General features: G+C 40.3%; 14 protein-coding genes and 2 pseudogenes. 4 read left to right on the forward strand and 12 right to left on the reverse strand.

The window, feature by feature from the left end; genetic code table 11:
- Positions 1 to 147 precede the first annotated feature (147 nt).
- The 6 genes and pseudogenes from J5A56_RS02005 to J5A56_RS02030 form a co-directional block, all read right to left on the reverse strand.
- Positions 148 to 2,238: pseudogene (locus J5A56_RS02005) on the reverse strand (TraG family conjugative transposon ATPase); the annotation flags it as partial.
- Positions 2,235 to 2,570 carry a DUF4133 domain-containing protein gene (locus J5A56_RS02010; RefSeq protein WP_021670888.1) on the reverse strand — a complete coding sequence of 112 codons (336 nt, stop codon included), beginning with the start codon at positions 2,568 to 2,570 and terminating at the stop codon, positions 2,235 to 2,237. The gene J5A56_RS02010 and the pseudogene J5A56_RS02005, both read right to left, overlap by 4 nt.
- Positions 2,571 to 2,574: 4 nt before the next feature.
- Entirely contained in the window at positions 2,575 to 2,877 is a 303-nt protein-coding gene (locus J5A56_RS02015; RefSeq protein ID WP_028905775.1) for a DUF4134 domain-containing protein, read from the reverse strand.
- A 154-nt stretch (positions 2,878 to 3,031) separates the two neighbouring features.
- Positions 3,032 to 3,847 (reverse strand): hypothetical protein, encoded by an 816-nt coding sequence (locus J5A56_RS02020; protein WP_021670880.1) that lies wholly within the window; start codon positions 3,845 to 3,847, stop codon positions 3,032 to 3,034.
- Positions 3,848 to 3,880: 33 nt separating this feature from the next.
- Positions 3,881 to 4,387, reverse strand: a complete 507-nt coding sequence (locus J5A56_RS02025; RefSeq protein WP_021670879.1) for a DUF3408 domain-containing protein — start codon at positions 4,385 to 4,387, stop codon at positions 3,881 to 3,883.
- Positions 4,388 to 4,396: 9 nt separating this feature from the next.
- Positions 4,397 to 5,176: a ParA family protein gene (locus J5A56_RS02030; RefSeq protein WP_021670878.1), complete on the reverse strand. Its 780-nt coding sequence runs from the start codon at positions 5,174 to 5,176 to the stop codon at positions 4,397 to 4,399.
- A gap of 542 nt (positions 5,177 to 5,718) precedes the next feature.
- On the opposite strand from J5A56_RS02030, the gene J5A56_RS02035 reads away from it, so the two are divergent.
- Positions 5,719 to 6,138 (forward strand): hypothetical protein, encoded by a 420-nt coding sequence (locus J5A56_RS02035; protein ID WP_021670876.1) that lies wholly within the window; start codon positions 5,719 to 5,721, stop codon positions 6,136 to 6,138.
- A gap of 119 nt (positions 6,139 to 6,257) precedes the next feature.
- Here J5A56_RS02035 and J5A56_RS02040 read toward each other — a convergent pair whose 3' ends face one another.
- On the reverse strand, positions 6,258 to 7,175 hold the full coding sequence (locus J5A56_RS02040; protein WP_021670875.1) for an IS982 family transposase: 918 nt from the start codon (positions 7,173 to 7,175) through the stop codon (positions 6,258 to 6,260).
- A 111-nt stretch (positions 7,176 to 7,286) separates the two neighbouring features.
- Here J5A56_RS02040 and mobB point away from each other — a divergent pair, with 111 nt between their 5' ends.
- The gene (mobB, locus tag J5A56_RS02045) at positions 7,287 to 8,561 is read left to right on the forward strand and encodes a conjugal transfer protein MobB (RefSeq protein ID WP_211815473.1); all 1,275 of its coding nucleotides are present in this window, start codon (positions 7,287 to 7,289) and stop codon (positions 8,559 to 8,561) included.
- Between the two features lie 54 nt (positions 8,562 to 8,615).
- Entirely contained in the window at positions 8,616 to 10,619 is a 2,004-nt protein-coding gene (mobC, locus tag J5A56_RS02050) for a conjugal transfer protein MobC (protein WP_021670870.1), read from the forward strand.
- 53 nt (positions 10,620 to 10,672) lie between these two features.
- On the opposite strand, the gene J5A56_RS02055 is transcribed toward mobC, so the two are convergent.
- Positions 10,673 to 11,392 carry a hypothetical protein gene (locus J5A56_RS02055; RefSeq protein WP_021670869.1) on the reverse strand — a complete coding sequence of 240 codons (720 nt, stop codon included), beginning with the start codon at positions 11,390 to 11,392 and terminating at the stop codon, positions 10,673 to 10,675.
- Positions 11,393 to 11,587: 195 nt separating this feature from the next.
- On the opposite strand from J5A56_RS02055, the pseudogene J5A56_RS13880 reads away from it, so the two are divergent.
- A pseudogene (locus J5A56_RS13880) lies at positions 11,588 to 11,719 on the forward strand (TraM recognition domain-containing protein); the annotation flags it as partial.
- Positions 11,720 to 12,021: 302 nt separating this feature from the next.
- Here the strand turns inward: J5A56_RS13880 and J5A56_RS02060 are convergent.
- From J5A56_RS02060 to J5A56_RS02075, 4 genes are all read right to left on the reverse strand, one after another.
- Positions 12,022 to 12,312 carry a hypothetical protein gene (locus J5A56_RS02060; protein WP_021670868.1) on the reverse strand — a complete coding sequence of 97 codons (291 nt, stop codon included), beginning with the start codon at positions 12,310 to 12,312 and terminating at the stop codon, positions 12,022 to 12,024.
- An 849-nt stretch (positions 12,313 to 13,161) separates the two neighbouring features.
- On the reverse strand, positions 13,162 to 14,001 hold the full coding sequence (locus J5A56_RS13885; RefSeq protein WP_432757712.1) for a transposase: 840 nt from the start codon (positions 13,999 to 14,001) through the stop codon (positions 13,162 to 13,164).
- Positions 14,002 to 14,098: 97 nt separating this feature from the next.
- Entirely contained in the window at positions 14,099 to 14,338 is a 240-nt protein-coding gene (locus tag J5A56_RS13890) for a transposase (RefSeq protein WP_021670864.1), read from the reverse strand.
- 404 nt (positions 14,339 to 14,742) lie between these two features.
- Positions 14,743 to 18,438, reverse strand: a complete 3,696-nt coding sequence (locus J5A56_RS02075) for a hypothetical protein (protein ID WP_155945327.1) — start codon at positions 18,436 to 18,438, stop codon at positions 14,743 to 14,745.
- Between the last annotated feature and the right edge of the window lie 94 nt (positions 18,439 to 18,532).

Raw genomic sequence — 18,532 nt, forward strand, 5'->3', positions numbered from 1 at the left:
TTGGTAACTAACTGACTTATGACTTTTCCGACATGCTACACTCCCTGCTCGGTTAAGTTTTCCCGAAACAGATAAGTCGGCTGATGATAGGTTATTTTCAAAGAACACTTTCCTAATCTCTTGCCAAAGAGATATTTACGATGCAACCTTTACGGGCGCACAGAGATACTTGATGTAGTCTGCCATGTTTGCCGAAGCTATGGCTTTCCATGCTTCCTCTATGAGTATCATCTTGCGGATACCCTTTAATCGGCGCATCTTGTTGATGAAGGCTTCCATGATGATAATCGTTACCACAGGAAAGAGATCTTTATTGTCCTTTACTTGGTCAATTTCAAAGACAATAAAGCGTTTACTTAGCAGGTCGATGTTCTTGTCCGAGTTCAGCAGGAAATCATATCGACCACCACGATAGTATTGCTTCAATGTCGTCAAGAGGTTGTTGATATTGAAGTCCGAGAGCGTTACCTTGATGTCACGCTTTTCCATATCCTTTCGGTACACGTCCCGCAGATACTCATAGAAGGTATTAAAACAGGGTATAACGCTATGGTCAGCACATATAAGCTCGATATAGGAGTTTACGGCAGAACCAAGTTCGCCTGCCTCGGTCTTTGTGATATGCTCATCGGCACTCTTCCAAAGTGTAAGCAGCAGCGTACAGATACTCTCCCTTTTCTCTACATCGAAGAAGTAATCGTCCGTATAAAAAGGGTTGAAAGATATAGGACTTTCATTGGTATAGGTGAAATATACGCCGTCCTCGCCCTTGGTCTTGCGGTGGATAAGTTCACACAAGCCTTGATATGAGTTACCCGTATCAACCAAGAGGACATGTGCCCCTTGCTCGTAATACTGGCGTACCATGTGGTTGGTAAAGAAAGACTTACCACTTCCCGAAGGACCCAAGATAAACTTGTTACGGTTGGTGATGACTCCCTTTTTCATCGGTAAGTCCGATATGTCCAGATGAACAGGTTTTCCTGAAAGGCGGTCTGCCATCTTGATACCGAAGGGAGAGAGCGAGTCCTTATAGTTCGTCTCTGCCGTAAAGAAACAGAGGGCAGGCTCGATGAAAGTATAGAATGACTCTTCTGCGGGAAAGTCTGCCGCATTGCCGGGAATGCCTGCCCAGTAGAGCGTTGCAGCATCAATGGTGTTGTGGCGAGGATGGCATTCCATAAGAGCAAGTGCAGAGCCCACGTCATTCTTGATCTGGCGAAGTTCTTCCTTGTCGCTACTCCATGCCAGCACGTTGAAGTGGGCACGGATAGATGTCAGCCCCTGTGAGTGAGCAATATTGAGATACTCCTGTATCCACTCCTCGTTGATTTGGTTGCTACGGCTGTAGCGTGCCAGCGAGTGCATATTCCTTGCCTGCTTCTCGAAGCGTTCCAAGTTGGCATCGCTGTCTTCGATGAAGAGATACTGGTTATAGATATGGTTGCACGGCAGCATCAAGCCCACAGGCGAGGCAAAGGACAGGCGGCAGTCGCTCCTGTCGGTGGACAGTCGCTCGTATCGGCTGTCCGTGCTGACCGTTGTCGGTAGGTCGTCCGTGTCGGAAAGCGTATGCAGGCACAGGCGGTTGTCGCCCACACGCACAAGGTCTGCGCCCAAGCGAATGTCCTCCAAAGAAGCGTGTCCTTCTTCCGAGAGGGAGAAATAACGGTCCAAGAGACCGCCTTTTTCCTTTGTACCTATCAATTCCTCTTCTGTCATGCGAACAATCCTTATTTGCTCGGTATCGTTGATGATACGCTCAAATTGGTCTACTGCTTCCATGAACTTCATCACTTCATCCTTGTTGGTAATTTCCTTGGGCAATAGGTGTCCACGGCAGAGCGAAGAGAAGTTGCTCTGCTGTGCCATACGCTGCTTGTTCGTCTTGGTAAGGAAAAGATAGACTGAGTGGTGGAGATACGGACGTTCGTTAAAATGCCGTTCAGAGGAACGGGCAAGGAAACTCAGTCCGCTATCAGAGAGCTTTCCTTGATAGTCCTCCTTAATGAACCAGTCCTGCTTGTGTACGATGCTGTAATTGGGTAGCACCTTGATTGCCTTATGCCAGGCAGAGTGCATTGCTTCGTATTCTGTAGAGGTAACGGTGAAGAGTTCGGGTAGTTCCACACGGAAAGCCACCGTGATGTCTGCATCCTTGCTCACCATACAGCCTTGCTCAATGGAGAGCAGCGGAAACTTCGACTCCAAGGTGGTTATCTTGCTTTTATTTCTCATTTTTTCGCTTTCTTTGGTTGAAGGTTACGGATGAGGTGGCAGACCGTTCGGCGGTTCACAAGGTAGCGTGGGTGCATACGCACTGCTCCTTTCTTCATTAGCCCATATTGCCCGTACTTTCTATTCATGGCGAACGTTTGCCATACCACAAGGCTGGCACCCACTACGCCTATGATAAGACAGGTAACTTGGCTGACTCCACAGAGATAGAGAATGACCACGAGAATGAAGACTGCCAGCAGACCTCCTGCAAAGAGGAAGAGATACTGTGCCTTCAAGCCCTTGAACTCTACCGTCCGGCCTACACCCTTGTTGATTTCAAATGCTGCCATCGTCTTACAGGAAGAAGCTTCTCAGGATAGTGGCAGCCACGATGAGGAAAATACACGCACCGAACCAAGAGGCTGCGGTCTTGCTCGTATCGGGGTCACCACTTGAGAACTTATTATAGACTTTTATTCCTCCAATCAGACCTACTACGGCTCCGATAGCATAGATAAGCTTTGTACCAGGATCAAAATAGCTTGTTACCATCTTTGTGGCTTCATTGATACCTGCCATGCCGTTGCCTTGTGCGTATGCTCCTACGGCAGTGGTAGCCATTAGGAGAAGCATTGTGATTTTCTTTTTGTTGTTCATTGTTCTTTTTATTTTAAGTTGTTAAATGAATTGTTTTCTTTTGGGTAGAGATGGTAAGGGGTGGCTCGGTTTTATCGTATGACTGATATTGGTTGATTGTTTTACTTTTGAGCCACCCCTTGATCACTTTACAATATGAATAAAAACATTAGTCTTACAGATAGTATGAAAGTGGACGCTCGTCATCTTCCAAAACATCGCTGTCTCTGCTCTCTACGTTTGAGTTCGTTTCAAAGTCTGAAGAAGAGTTTATATTATTTTCCTCTAATTCCGCTTCTTCCGCCTTGCGAATGGCAGCAAGCAGTTTTTGATGGTCTTTCTCCTGCTTAAGTGTTGCCTCCTTAATATAGTCCATTAGCTGTGTGCCCCGTATGCTTTGCAGCGTATCCTGCACTTCGGTTTCGTTTTCCTCATCAAGCGTGTCGTCATTCTTGTGCCAGCCGTTTATACGGGACAAGTCCCTTGTAAGAATAGCGGACGGTGAGACTTCTGGTAAAGAATCGTCTGCAATTTGCAGTTCCTCACGGATGATAGTGTCTTCGTCAGATTCGTCCATTGTGTAGTCAATCTGTATCTCATTTTCTTCATCCGGTTCTTTCTCACTTTCTTTTCCTTCGGACACAGCTGAGTTTTTCCCTGCAAAGGTATTTGGATTATCAGCTGATTTTTCTTTTGATGAAGTATCGGGAACATCAGGGATTTTTTGAGAATTTGTCGTAATCTCTTTTGAAATTTCGTCATAGCGTTCCCTATATGACTTACTTTTACCGACAAGTATTTGCCGTGCCTGCTCAAGCTGGTCTTGCGTAACAGAAGAAGTACTCTGCTTTTGTTTCTGCTTGTTTTTCTTTTTACTTTCTTCTTCCACTTTTTGGCGCACAGTATGTAACTGCTGCCAAAGAAAGAGTATTCCTACAAGCAACCATATCACAGTCAAAAGCAGGAGAATATTGAATAGTATTGTTTGCATAATGGTGATGTTTGTTTGTCAATTATTCTATGTTCAAAAGTCTATTGCCACCTTGCGTCGATGTTTTGCTGTAGCATTATTGAGTAGTTCCTTATGCTCCTTGAGGTGTTCACGAAGAATATTATCAATATAGCAAGCCATCGATACCCGCTCTCCCAAGTCCTGTAAGACGTTTCTTAGCACTTGGAGTGTATCAGCACTCATTGTAAAATTGGTTCGCTCTCGAAGGCGGATTGACTGTAAATAACGTGTTCGGTAGTCCTCTAAAGAAGTACGAGGTGTTTCCGCACTTCTATCATCTCCTCTCTCGTGGCTTTTACACAAGGTCTTCTCCTGCTTATCCTCCGAAGTAGGCATAAGCTCCTTTACCAAATGTTGTTTTTCCTTTTGGTTGCCACCGACCTCTGTTTTCATATCCTCTTCCTCATCAGGAGGGTCAAAAGCCACCGTTTCCTTGGGTGGTGTCTTCATTACCCCGTCTTCTGCCATTTCCTTGAGCTTGGCTTCCAGTTTTTGTCGCTGTTCCTGTATCCTTGCCATAGTGCTGTCTTATTTAAGTTGAATATGGGTAAGCAATTCCTCTGTCAGCTCATCAATGCCGGTCCCGATTCGTAAAGACTTATTGGGAGGCAGGTAAGTGGAACGGAATACTCCACGGAATCCGTATTGCTCCAGTTCATGGCTGAAGCGATGAGTTGCATAGACATACTGGTCAAGTAGCGTGTAATCTTCGTTCTTGATATACCTACTATAGTATTCTATGAGCGTGTTCTTAACTCTTCGGTCAACCTTATTCCATAGGAGAATGACTTCCTTGATACGGACACTTGACATGGATACACCCAAGTCGTTTACCGCCTTGATATAGGTAAGGCAGGCAACCATTGACTGAACGTCAGGCTCTAAAGGTGAAAGAATATAGTCCATCTCCAGCGATAGCTGCAAAAGGTCACTTGTACCAGCATGACCAGGAAAGTCGAAGATGACCAAATCAAACTTCTCAGACGGATGTTTACGGATATACTCGTTAGCTTTTTCTATTGCCTCCTTAGGGTCTGCCTTGAGTATGCGATAGGCTGTACGCTTCAAAGAGGAGAAATGTTGCTTCATCTGCTTGGAAAGCAGTGGATCACCTTCTATGCAAGCCTTTTCCCTTTCACGGAGTTTATAGAATGAGTCCTGAGACAAGTCACAATCTACCACAAAAAGATGGATATTTCTTTCGTAGTAAAGAATACTGCTGATAATCTCAGCCAAGGTGCTTTTGCCAACACCTCCCTTTTGAGAGGAGAAGCCCAGAAATATGGGCGATGTTTGTATCTGTTCCATACTATAGATATTTTTATCGTTTGAACTATAATTTGAATGGTAGTTCGTTAGAGTAATCTTCAGAGCGAATTATTAATTCTTCTATCTGTCGAAATACCGAAGTATCTATCGTTTTATTTGTCGATTTGTCGACATCTCGATAGTTCTATCTGACGATATATTGAACGATTGAAATAGAGATCGTCATATCGTTATTTAAATAGTTCTATCGAACGATATCACGTTCGTTTTATCTGCAAAATAAAAGCTTTTTCGATAGATATTTCTATGCGATAGAAGTACAAGGAAATGAAAGGAAAAAGAGTGAATATCATTGATAATGAGATATTTGAAAATCTACCGTAACTTTGCAGGCAGATAGAATATATGAAGCTATACTCTTCGAAGCAGACACCCTTACAGGTGGATACTTCAATCGTATCAACTCTTGATATTGGCAAGGTGTGTCTTTGTAACACAAACCGACGTTTGTACCACAAAGACCCTTGCCCCGAAGGGGAGATGAATTACTCCAAAGTCGTAATTAAGAAAACAGAAAGGATATGAATAAGGACAAGGAACATGGTTCAGAACGAAAACAAGTAGAAAAGCCACGTTGGGACAACTGGCATGTACGGTTGCCTAACCCCAAAGACCAGCAGAGAGCGATTGATTTGTTTCAGCGTTCAGGGGCCGAGACCAAGTCGGATTTCGTGCGTGGTCGTATTCTTGGAGAGAGTTTCAAGGTGATAACGGTGGATAAATCCGCCGTGGAATATTACCGAAAACTCTCTGACCTGACGGCACAAATCCATAAGATTGGCGTGCTGTATAACCAAGTCGTGCGTGCTATCAACAGTTATCACAGCGTGAAGACTGCACAGATTATGCTTGAGAAGTTGGAGAAACTGTCTGCTCAAATCATCACTTTGCAGGAGCAGGCAATCAATCTAACCATTGATTATAGAAAGAAGAAGTATTGAGAATTTAGTAACCTGAACTCGGGATAAGTATCATATCACTCTTCTGTTTGGTTTAGTACAACGGCTCTTTAGACTCAATCTTTTGATTGGGTCTAAAGATAATAATAAAACAGATTACTTTAGAATAATGTAAGCTGTCCCGAATGTTGCTCTATAGCAAAATCTATGTTCACTGCTGGCTTCTTCTCAAAGAAGCAGTAGGCTGCAATAGCAGAGAGAACATTCATTGCGAAATTAAATATGCTTCTATGCCTTGAATGCACTAATTGAGCTACATTCTTTAGCTCATCATTGATAGTCTCTATTACAGATCTTTTCCTTAGAAGAAGTCTATCATAAAGTGGCATTAGTTTGTTTTTCATGTTACTCCTAATGCCAGTAACTAAATTTATTCCATCATTGAACAATCGCTCAAATAATCCTTGAGAAATGTACCCTTTGTCTGCAAACAATTTACCAAACACATTGTCTGTCAATCTGTTAAATACATTTTCGTCTCGGTCATCAACATTTGCTTTAGTGAGCATAAAGTTTAGAATCTCACCTCTTTCATTACAGATAAGATGTAGTTTGAATCCAAAATACCATCCCATTGTACTCTTACCCCTTGTTGCATAATTTCTAAAAACCTTATTGCGACAAATACGTTTATTATGGCAAACTGGAATACAAGTTGAGTCAATAAAACTAATACCAGTACACCTCCCAAAACAACATATCTGCAGGAACATCATCATCTCTACAGAGACTCTTGCCTCTAATTCAAGAAAACGATTATAAGACAATTGATTTGGAAATAAATCTGCTAAATGCTCTTTTACGAAAAAGGTATAATAGTGACGAAAATTACGATAGGAATTAAAGTGGAAGCAAATTAATATCGTTATGATTTCAGACTTACTCATACGCCACCTGCGATGGCGATGACATCCTTTATTCCTTTCTGAGAGACCTATTTTATCAGTTTCTAACTCAAATTCTTTGCAAAAGTCATCTGCAATACAGAAAATTTCAGTAATTTTGTCCTTGGTAATCATCGTTATGTTTATTGTAAATAATTGATTTTCAACTATAAAGTTACAAAAATATAATGAGATTACCAACTTTTTACAGACATTTCTTATCCCGAGTTCAGGTTAGTAAAAAAAATGATAGCAAAAATTTCAGCAACGGAGAACCTCGGAGGAGCACTCGGCTACAATTTCAAAAAGGTGGAAAAAGGAGAAGCGAATATTCTTCTTGCCGCTGAATTGTATCAGAGCAAGGAAGGACGTTATACGATGGAGGACGTGCTTGCTGATATGGAGGCATTGATACCGAAGAACTGCCGTACCAAGAAAACGGTGTTCCACTGTTCGCTCAATCCGCACCCGGACGAGAAACTATCCGATGAGCAACTCACACAGATAGCCAAGGAGTATATGGAGGCACTCGGCTACGGAAAACAACCCTACATCGTCTTTAAGCATAATGACATTGCCCGTGAGCATATTCACATCGTTTCGCTTCGAGTGGATAGCAAAGGCAGAAAAATCAATGACAAGTATGAGGGCAGACGAAGCAAAAAGATTACTGATGCTCTGGAGAAAAAGTATCACCTTATCCCAAGTTCAAAAGTCAGTGAGAAGCCGACAGCAGAAACGCCAAAGATTGATGCTACGCAAGGGAATATCAAGGAGCAGGTATCTAACACCGTTCGTTCGGTTCTGAAGCATTATTCATTCTGCTCCTTGGGTGAGCTAAACGCCATACTCTCCCGATATAATCTCGCCGTAGAAGAGGTAAAGACCGAGTATAGGGGTAAACGGTATGATGGACTGGTCTATGTGCCTACAGATGACAAGGGCAATAAAGTGAGCACGCCCATTCATGCCTCGGACATTGGCAGAGGTGTAGGCTATGCTGCCGTTCAAAACAAGATGCAAAAATCGAAGCAGATGGTTAAGCCATTGATACCAGCCGTCAGAAGAAAGGTATTAGAAGTAATGCGTACTTCTCCCCAAACGGAGGAAAGACTTCGACAAAGATTGGAGGAACAAGGCTTGTGTGTTGTAATCCGCAAGAATGAGGGTGGACGCATCTATGGTATTACATTCATTGATGATGAAAAAGGCATTGCGTTCAATGGTTCTCGATTGGGTAAAGGATATACCGCCAATAAGTTTAACGAGTACTTCTCTAACCCAGAGAAAAATCCATTCTTGGATGAATCGCTTTATGGTAAGATTGATACCACCTTTCAACAACAGATGCAGACAATACAGTCGGATGAGCAGGAAAGCGACAATCTTGTCGATGAACTTATAGACGATATGGTGGGAGAATCTTTTTCTTCATCGGGTAATGATGATTGGAAAGAAGCGGCATGGCAGCGTAAACTTCGCAGACAAAGCAAGATAAGTCTTCAACGCAGGAAGCGTTAAGTACACCATTCAAATAACATTCAAACGATTTTTTAACAACAATAAAATAGTATTATGGCACAAGAAGATGATTTAAGGGCATTAGGTAAAGTCATGGACTTTATGCGGGGAATTTCGGTGATTTTCCTCCTGATTAACTGTTACTGGTTCTGCTACGAGGCGTTTCAGCAGTGGCACTTCACGCTCGGTATCATCAACAAGATACTGATGAACTTTCAACGCACCACGGGATTATTTTCATCTATCCTATGGACGAAACTCTATTGTGTAGTATTCCTTGCGCTCTCCTGCTTGGGCACGAAAGGCGTAAAGGAGGAGAAAATCACATGGCCAAAGATTTGGACGGTGCTTTTCTCAGGCTTTGTCTTTTTCTTTCTCAACTGGTGGCTCTTAGCATTGCCGATAGGAAAAATTGGAGCGGCTTCGCTCTACATCTTCACGCTGTCTATGGGCTATATCTGTCTGCTGATGGGTGGTGTATGGATGAGCCGACTACTCAAAAACAACCTGATGGCCGATGTGTTCAACACGGAGAACGAGAGTTTCATGCAGGAAACACGATTGATGACCAATGAGTATTCGGTAAACCTACCTACACGCTTTTACTATAAAAAGAAGTGGAACAACGGCTGGATAAATGTGGTCAATCCCTTCCGTGCATCAATGGTACTTGGCACTCCCGGATCCGGTAAGTCATACGCCATCGTGAACAACTACATCAAGCAGCAGATAGAGAAGGGTTTTGCGATGTATATTTACGACTATAAGTTTCCTGACCTTTCGGAAATTGCCTACAACCATTTGCTCAACCACCTTGATGCCTACCAAGTAAAGCCGCAGTTCTTTGTGATTAACTTCGACGACCCACGAAGAAGCCATCGTTGCAACCCAATCAATCCTGCCTTTATGACGGACATATCGGACGCTTACGAAAGTGCCTATACCATCATGCTCAACCTTAACCGCTCGTGGATACAGAAGCAGGGAGATTTCTTTGTGGAGTCGCCAATTATCTTGCTTGCAGCTATTATTTGGTTCCTGAAAATCTATGAAAATGGGAAGTATTGTACTTTTCCTCATACCATTGAGTTTCTTAACCGCCCCTACGCACAGATATTTCCGATACTCACTTCCTACGATGAGCTTGCCAACTATCTTTCGCCCTTTATGGACGCTTGGGAGGGTGGAGCGCAGGATCAGTTGCAGGGACAGATAGCAAGTGCCAAGATACCGCTCTCACGCATGATTTCTCCCGCCTTATACTGGGTGATGACAGGTGATGATTTCTCACTTGACATCAACAATCCCAATGAGCCGAAAGTTCTTGTAGTAGGTAACAACCCCGACCGTCAGAATATCTACTCAGCTGCTCTTGGACTCTATAATAGTCGTATTGTGAAACTCATCAACAAGAAGAAACAGCTCAAAAGTTCTGTGATTATCGACGAGTTGCCGACTATCTATTTCCGTGGGCTGGACAACCTTATTGCTACCGCCCGAAGCAACAAGGTAGCAGTGTGTTTGGGCTTTCAGGACTTCTCACAGCTCACTCGCGATTATGGGGACAAAGAAAGTAAAGTGATACAAAATACCGTGGGCAACGTGTTCAGTGGTCAAGTCGTAGGAGAAACCGCCAAGACACTTTCTGAGCGATTTGGAAAGGTCTTGCAGCAACGGCAGTCCATGACCATCAATCGCAATGATAAGTCCACGTCTATCTCCACACAGATGGACAGTCTTATCCCTGCAAGCAAGATTTCAAACCTCACACAAGGTATGTTCGTGGGTGCAGTGTCCGATAACTTTGATGAGCGAATCGATCAAAAGATTTTTCATGCGGAAATTGTCGTGGACAGTGCAAAAGTCTCTGCAGAGATGAAAACCTATCAATCAATCCCTGTAATAGCAAACTTCACTAACGAAAATGGCTTCGATAACCTCAAAGAGACTATTGAAACCAACTATCGTAAGGTAAAGCAAGAGATACTATCGCTTGTTGATTCAGAGATTGAACGAATCAAAAATAATCCCGTACTTAGTAATCTTATTAAAGGATAATATTCAATAATTGTCATTCAATATAGCACCAATAGCATCGTAAAATCTATATACTATTCCAATTTATTTTTTGATATTCTTGCAATACTATGTTTAAAACGCTTCCAATCTTTCTTGTTAGCCCAAGCCCATCTTTTCTTTTTAATTGGAAATATAGATGGAGACGGAAGTGTTTTAGCAGGAATAAATTCAAATATCCTATTCCGAACACAAGTATCGTTATCATTTTTATTTCCAGAAATGTAAGTTTCATCTAAAAGTAGTAAATGACTGCGATCGATGATTTTATATCTCAATAGTACCAATTCTGTTCGTAGTAAATAATATATATACGTCGTTACGCAGATAGTATCCTCTTTTACTTTATAATATCCACTCCTCATGAGATAGATATTATTCAAAGGCATACATTCCTTATCTAATTCCATATCGACTTTCTTATAATGTTCATTTGCTGAAAAATCTTTCCCCACGGCATTGAAAAGAATATTTCCGTATGTCCCATCTTCATAAAGGATGAAAGGATTATAGCCTGCAAGTGTTGATGCTCTACCATTATCAACTACTGAAAAATCTCCTTTGGATGTCGATATATTACTGTCCGTAACTAAGGAATAATAACCTTTTATGTTCACTTTTGTACCAATCATTGTAGTCATGTTAGCCCGAAAGCCATTATATATGAGAGATTTCTCATAACGATTAGGAAAGAAACTCAAACAACTTGTTAAAGTTACAGATAATATAATTACAGCAAAAACAAATTTCTTCATAATATGTAAAACTGTACGTTGTCAAACAAAAGTGCATAACTGCAAATGTAGTTATTTACTCTGATATTTCCTTGTTTTATTATCAAAAATTCTTTTTGTTGTCATTGTGCAAATATACTTTTTTATTAATAATTATAACTAAAACCCCAAACTTAATTGGAGGTCAAGTTGTGCACTTTTGTTTGACAACGTACAGGCTTCGATAACCTCAAAGAAACTATCGAAGCCAACTATCGTAAGGTAAAGCAAGAAATACTCTTGCTGGTTGATTCTGAAATTGAGCGCATTAAAAACGATTCCATGCTTAGTAATCTTGTAAACGGATAATATTCAGTATATTGCTATAAAATATAGCACTAATAATCTTGTAGAAATCTATAGTAACCCGTTGGTGGAATAAAATTGTAGAGATTATGGCATACAAAGAGTTGAACATATTCAAAATTTTCAAAGGGCAATCGAAAAATGGTGAACAGAACCAATTCACGATAGTTTTTCCAAAAGCCAAGAAAACCCACTGATAATCTATATATCTACAGTTATCAGCGGGTTAACATATCTTGTAACTCATCTATGACCTTATGCTATAGCGTATCCTTCGACGAGTATGGGACATGGTTAGGATCTTTCTATTGAATCGTCTGATCAAACTTACCGTTACAATCTCGAACAACTATTTTTCGACGATATAACTTCTTCATGCGGATTTCATCCCATAAATGATTTTTAGCATCTTTCCATTTGATTAAGAAGAAATAGCAGGTATCGGTATTGTTGAATAGATAATTGCCATCTATGGTAAACAACGAGTCTGGATATACGATGTCACCTTGGACATCAATACCATTCCACAACGTCACCTTAGAAGGATAGAGGTCACTATCAATAGGCAAATATGTAGGTTGCAATAGACAATCCACACTATCAATCGTATCGTAGTGGGAGGCACCTATAAATAAGGTGTCATTCGTACGATTCGTGAAAATGGCGATAGTCCTTGAATCACATATAGGGATGCATGAAGATAATGAACAAATAACAATAGGAATACACACAAATAGATTTATTTTGCTCATACTCATAGTGAATAAGATAACAGAATTCATGATGTTGTAGTAATCTGGTAAGTCTCTGAGAAATGCTATTTATTCTCAGAGACCTGATAACTATAATTTTATTTAGAACTATAAACTTCTATAATCTTGTTGTTGTTTTGTAATTCATCATCTGCAGTTACTACTTTTATGTCATAAAGTTTGTGTTTGCATATATCAACCCACGTATATTTTCTTGCATTGCTTAATTTAATTATGAATAGGTATCCTGTATGATTGTGATTAAACAATGACGAATATGTAGTTCTGCCGATCGAGTCTGGTAAAATGAAATTTCCATGAATATTCAAATGCCCGGATTCGTCAATACTGGTAAAACCATAAAATGCAGTGTCATTACTCGCTTCTAAAAAAACATCTACACTATCAATGCAGTTATATAAAGATCCACCTATAATCAATGTGTCGTGGGTGCAATTTCTGACTCTTATGGAATGTACCGTGTCAATTCCGGTGATGCAAGATGACAGCATCTGACAAATTAAAAATGTAGACGCTATTGTTATTCGTGAAACTAATTTTATTTTTAACATAGGAGAATCTTTTATTAGTAATAAATGGGCAATCCAATGGGATCATACGGAGAATGTGTATGCGTAGATAAATATATTTTCATGTACGTTGTCAAACAAAAGTGCACAACTGCAAATGTAGTTATTTACTCTGATATTTCTTTGTTTTATTATCAAAAATTCTTTTGTTGATTGAATTTTGCTTTATTATTTCTCTTGTCTTTTTGATTTTCTCCCCTTGCCCTAAATATACGTCTTTGGGTGTAAGATTATCTAACGATTCATGAAACCTTCTCTCATTATAATATTTCACCCACCCATCGATAGCATTTTCCAATTCAGAGGGACAAAAATAATGAATATGCTTGATATTATATTCCTTACAGAGATACTGTTTGAGAGAGGAAGCAATATAACATGGTCCATTATCTGATAACAGACAAGGAGGATTCTGGAATGTAACTCCTGCCTTCTCAATTGCTTTATCTATTGTTCTGGATACATCATCAGAAGTCATACTCGAACATAACTCCCAATGGATAATATACCTGCTGTAGTCATCAATTACAGTAGAGAGATAATACCAGCCCCAACCCTTGACTTTGAAATAGGTAAAATCGGTCTGCCACATCTCATTAGCGAATTTAGTCTTATGATGGAATTCATCAGCTGCAAAGATAAAATCATGCTCCATACGTTCTAATAGCCCTCTTTCGTGTAATATACGATAAAAGCTTGACTCTGAAACAAATATCTGACTCTCTTCCAATAAAAGAACTGACAATTCCCTGGGGGTGAGCTCTGGATGTTCTAAAGAAAGTTCAACCACTATTTGTCGAATATTATCAGGTATGCGGTTCCACGTTGTCGGTGCTCTACAATGTGTTGCTCTGAGAGCATTCAAACCTCCTATAGCATATTTCTTATACCAATTATAAAAGGTACGCCTTGGGATTCCTAAACGCTTAAGTGCTTGAACAATACTTAACTATGAACGCTTTATTGTTAGAATGATGCTCTCTTTCTCTTCCGCACTATAACGAATATACGATTCATGCATAGGGCTTATTCGATGAGTTTCAAGCTTTTTTTACAACATCATATCTAACTACCAAATCGGCAAGGGCTTCTTTTAAGCGAATGTTTTCCTGACGAAGTTCCTTTACCTCGTCGCTCGTTGCTTCACGAATGGTATCACCATCGAGGCGAGCTTTGCCGGCCTCGATAAAATCCTTATTCCATTTGTAGTAAGTGCTATCTGATATGCCATATTTACGGCAGAGCTCGGCAATACTATGCTCGCCACGGATTCCTTCCATCACAATCAAAACTTTTTGTTCTCAAGTGAAAATACGTTTCGTATTGCGACGAATATCCTTTAATAAGGATTCCGAAGAACTTTGATTAGGATTTACTGAAAAATTCTTTTTTGTTGTCATAGTGCAAATATACTTTTTTGTTAATAATTGTAGCTAAAACCCCAAACTTAATTGGAGGTCAAGTTGTGCACTTTTGTTTGACAACGTACATAGGTGGAATAATTGACACCGGCATCATGCAGGTATTCTTTGATAAACTAGCCACCCTGCTGCAAATCCAACTGCAAAACTTCAAATTCTTCTTTTGGCATGATACAATATGTCATAGCGGTTTGCCAATTTTCCCTGCGATTTGCCACAGGGCTTTCCTTCTTGTTCCATTTATCTACCAATACCAATATTAACTAATAATCCAACTTTGCGATTGTGGCCTGATTATCCATTTCTTTTGCCATGCCTAAGTATTGCTCAGAGAGGTCACTAAAGACTTTCGCCACACGCGGATATAGCAACTGGCATTTCTTTCTTAAATCATCAAAGTATTCTGCATTATTACGCTCAATATCCCCACCATCATAACCTCCACGTGATGTAAAACCTCTTTTGTTGAATAACCCGATATTATAATTATGGAACAATTCCTCCGAATTTAATTCTTCCATTAGGCCAAAAAGTTCCATTGGTGGCCAATTCCCCACACCTTCAGGATACTTCGCAAATAACTCTCCTATCTGATGATAGGCGATTTTTTCCCTATCCTTCTCTTTTGCCAATTCCACAGCTTTCGCCGTCCATTTTTTCAGATAGCCTAAATCAATATTACCATCTTTGTCAACACCTGGTATTGTATTCCAATTCCTTAGAAGATATAATGCTCTCAATGCATTGTTCTCTTTAATCGTCACATCCTCTTCTGTCTCGACGTAATTTATTACCGCTTCTGTTTCGTGTTCTGGTCTATATAAATATGTTAGGAGTTCTACAAACAACTGCGGTTTCTCTGTCATTTTTTCATAAATTAAGCTGACATCAGATTTCGAGAAGTGGTGTCTCATTATTGGAACAAACAACCATTCCAACTTAAACAGAATCTCTTTATCTGCATCTGATCGCTTATGAAGTTCTTCCATATAGCTTTTAACTGCCAGCATATCTATTTTTTCGTTAACATCTAACGAACAACTTAGACATTCTAAAAGAAGATCCTGTAGCATACTCGTGGGAAGCTCTTTACAATAATGCCAGGATCCATTCATGGCATCCAAAGAGCGGCCTACCGACCTCAACTTGTTTAAGACAAACAAAGTATTTTCGCCATAAAGCCCATAAGTACCACCACGATAACTTGTCCAATATCGTGTTTGAATTTTTCCTGGTAGCGTTTCTATATATCCAAACAATTGCGGAGAGGGCCACATATCTAACAGAAACATAGCAACTTTCTCTTCGGTCAATTCATTTCGAATGCCATCAAAGTAATTGATTAGTCCTTGCTCACCAGCAGCACCTTCGTACCCTCTTATATAGCCATTTACAAATCTCCTCTCATCTTGATTTCCAAGTAGCGTCAACACTTTTTCTGTCAAACCGTCAGTCATATAAAAGCATCCCAACGAACGACCATATTCATAGGGCTCTTTAACACTCTTTCTAATTTCAAGAACATTATCAATAGTCAAATTGTCCAGCCATTCTTTTACTGTGTCGCCTCGCATTTTATCCAAGACCTTAATATAATATTGAATGTCTTTTTCATTCTCTCCCCTTTTCTCTTCGGGGAGTTTGGGCGACATCTCATCAAATAGCCATTTATTCTTTTCTATGATATCAGCTGGCGACAAGGCTTCGTATGCCGATTTAATATCACTTATTTCAGTTTCGGTCATTCGCAAATCATTGTCAGTTTTAATGACATTCTGATACCATAATGTTTCGCGAAGTTCTTTCCTCGTTTCAGGAAATTGTCCTATCAAAGATATTACTGTTTCCTTTATCCAAGTTATCAGCTTCTTTCTGAAAACATAAGGTATTGGTTCCATCTTATCAATTAGCTCAGCCAATCTGTGATCATCACCATCATATACAGCCATCAGCTTCTCACAGGCAAACTCTGTTGTCTTCCAAATATCTGCATCAGTCGCACCTTTCGGCACAACCATATCATAACCACGCCATTTAAGTTTGTGAGTGCCGGAAGAGACGGCATGCCGTTTCGGTAATAGCGAAATCAGGAAATCCCAATTCTTGGAATAATCACATTTCAATAAAACATCTATAATAGACAGTCTTTGATCTATCGTTGCTGTAGTATGAGGTAACCAGGGGAGAAAAATGTCAACCAAACTATTAAAAGGTCGGTTACTAAGCCTTCCACCTGGATCTTTCTCCGACAACATCAACAGTATTTCTGTCACATCCTTCAATGATTCTGGTATCCAAGCAAGACTTTCTAATGCCCAAAGCAAATAAGGATGGTTGCTTTCTGGCGCTATGATGCCTTCCTTCTCATTGAACATAGACATTACAGAAGAGTTTTCTTCCATTAAGGAGCGTTTCACTTCCGCCAAAAATACCGATGGAGAAGACTCTGCGATCAAAGGAAGAACTGTCGCTATACTGTTCCATCTACAAGCATTTGCTCCGCTTACCACTTGTCGCAGCGCGTCGTCTACCTCCTTTTGCGAAGGACACTCTACCTTTAGTATTTGACCCCCATGCCATGCAAGTATAATCAGTGAATTAAGCAGTCCCTGCTTAAGTTGATGAGAATATGTGTCATCCTCACAAGACAACACCTTAACCGACAATGCTTTTAATTCATCTATATGTTCTTTTCGAATGAGACGGGACATATCCGACCATAAAGACAAAGGCGATGTAATCCTCCAAAGTGCACCTACAGGCATGACGGGTGGAACGGGCTTTTGAGACCAACGAATCATTGATGTTTGGAAATCGTTATATTCCATTTTTGACAATGAGGCCATCACCTCTTTATCACCATCACAATTCTCATTCCATCTCTCAACGATAAGCGCAGGCACTATTTCTATAACATCATCGTTGTATAACCAGTCCACCTGAAATATAGGGAAGCCTAAAGTCTTTTTTATCATCGTAAGATTACACGAACAATCTTTGACCAGTCTTTTTGCTTTTTCCTCCTCAATACCACTTTTCACTAAAGCGCTTTCTAATCGGAATCTGTCTGGGCTGGGGAGCTCTACAACCTCCAAATTAAAGTCGTCACCAGGTCCCAATGGTACAAGCACTATCTTATTATGGGCTACTGCTTGGGACAGAACAGAAGGGTCATCAAATTCTGGCACAAGGTTTATCATTCCGCACTGAACACCCATTTGCCTAAATGCAGCCTTATCGTCCACAACAACAGTTCTAGCATAAAAATTCTTTTGCTCATTTTCTGGGAACAGCTTTCCTACAGCCAATAGAAATGCCAAAGCCTCTTCTTTCGACGACGCACGATATGCCCTTATAGTTGGGCTGGTGATTAAATCTTTCAACTGCATGGCAATATCCTCACGACCTGCAGTAAAAAAGGATGCATCTAGTTTTATCCTTTCCCATTCCAAAAATTCTTTCAAACGTTCACTACCTGATATTAAGTTGTTAACAGGCATTCCAACCAATCGTGAAAACCAAATATCTACAGAAGGAACAGACAGAATCCATTGTACTAGCAATGTGCTGTCATATACCCGAACATCTTTCCAAATACTATTCTTCTTTTTCTCTTCTTCCCAGTCTTTTTTGTTGCCCCAACACCTTGGTGTCATAAATATGAAAGTGGTCTCAGCTTTGTTTAACCCTTCATAATCTTTCTTAGATCTTGTGGTATAATCCTTTTCTGCCTTAGTTTTGAAATCTTTATTAGTTCCAAACTCTAGGATACACTTCCCTTTGGGAATATACGCTGACCCTTTAGCAGATTCTACTTCACCATCAAAACCGCCCATATTCACTGCACTCCCAAAAGGTATATTACACTTCGTCAACTCTGGTGTCGAAGCATATACTAGTTTCTGTATTAACAACGGGAAATCGCCCTTGGCATTATAGGTATCTGCCCATTGTTCCATTTGTGACCTATCTAATAACATCAAGCATCAATTATTCTAATTAAACATACTGATTCTTTCTTCTATAACGTTCTGCCATTTCCAGAAGTTTTCT

The sequence above is a fragment of the Prevotella melaninogenica genome (assembly GCF_018128065.1).
Classification (GTDB): domain Bacteria; phylum Bacteroidota; class Bacteroidia; order Bacteroidales; family Bacteroidaceae; genus Prevotella.

Bases quoted from the DNA above. Each gene is read 5' to 3' on its own strand.
- J5A56_RS02010 (WP_021670888.1), bottom strand. From the start codon at position 2,570: ATGGCAGCATTTGAAATCAACAAGGGTGTAGGCCGGACGGTAGAGTTC.
- J5A56_RS02015 (WP_028905775.1), bottom strand. From the start codon at position 2,877: ATGAACAACAAAAAGAAAATCACAATGCTTCTCCTAATGGCTACCACT.
- J5A56_RS02020 (WP_021670880.1), bottom strand. From the start codon at position 3,847: ATGCAAACAATACTATTCAATATTCTCCTGCTTTTGACTGTGATATGG.
- J5A56_RS02025 (WP_021670879.1), bottom strand. From the start codon at position 4,387: ATGGCAAGGATACAGGAACAGCGACAAAAACTGGAAGCCAAGCTCAAG.
- J5A56_RS02030 (WP_021670878.1), bottom strand. From the start codon at position 5,176: ATGGAACAGATACAAACATCGCCCATATTTCTGGGCTTCTCCTCTCAA.
- J5A56_RS02035 (WP_021670876.1), top strand. From the start codon at position 5,719: ATGAATAAGGACAAGGAACATGGTTCAGAACGAAAACAAGTAGAAAAG.
- J5A56_RS02040 (WP_021670875.1), bottom strand. From the start codon at position 7,175: ATGATTACCAAGGACAAAATTACTGAAATTTTCTGTATTGCAGATGAC.
- mobB (WP_211815473.1), top strand. From the start codon at position 7,287: ATGATAGCAAAAATTTCAGCAACGGAGAACCTCGGAGGAGCACTCGGC.
- mobC (WP_021670870.1), top strand. From the start codon at position 8,616: ATGGCACAAGAAGATGATTTAAGGGCATTAGGTAAAGTCATGGACTTT.
- J5A56_RS02055 (WP_021670869.1), bottom strand. From the start codon at position 11,392: ATGAAGAAATTTGTTTTTGCTGTAATTATATTATCTGTAACTTTAACA.
- J5A56_RS13890 (WP_021670864.1), bottom strand. From the start codon at position 14,338: ATGGAAGGAATCCGTGGCGAGCATAGTATTGCCGAGCTCTGCCGTAAA.
- J5A56_RS02075 (WP_155945327.1), bottom strand. From the start codon at position 18,438: ATGGAACAATGGGCAGATACCTATAATGCCAAGGGCGATTTCCCGTTG.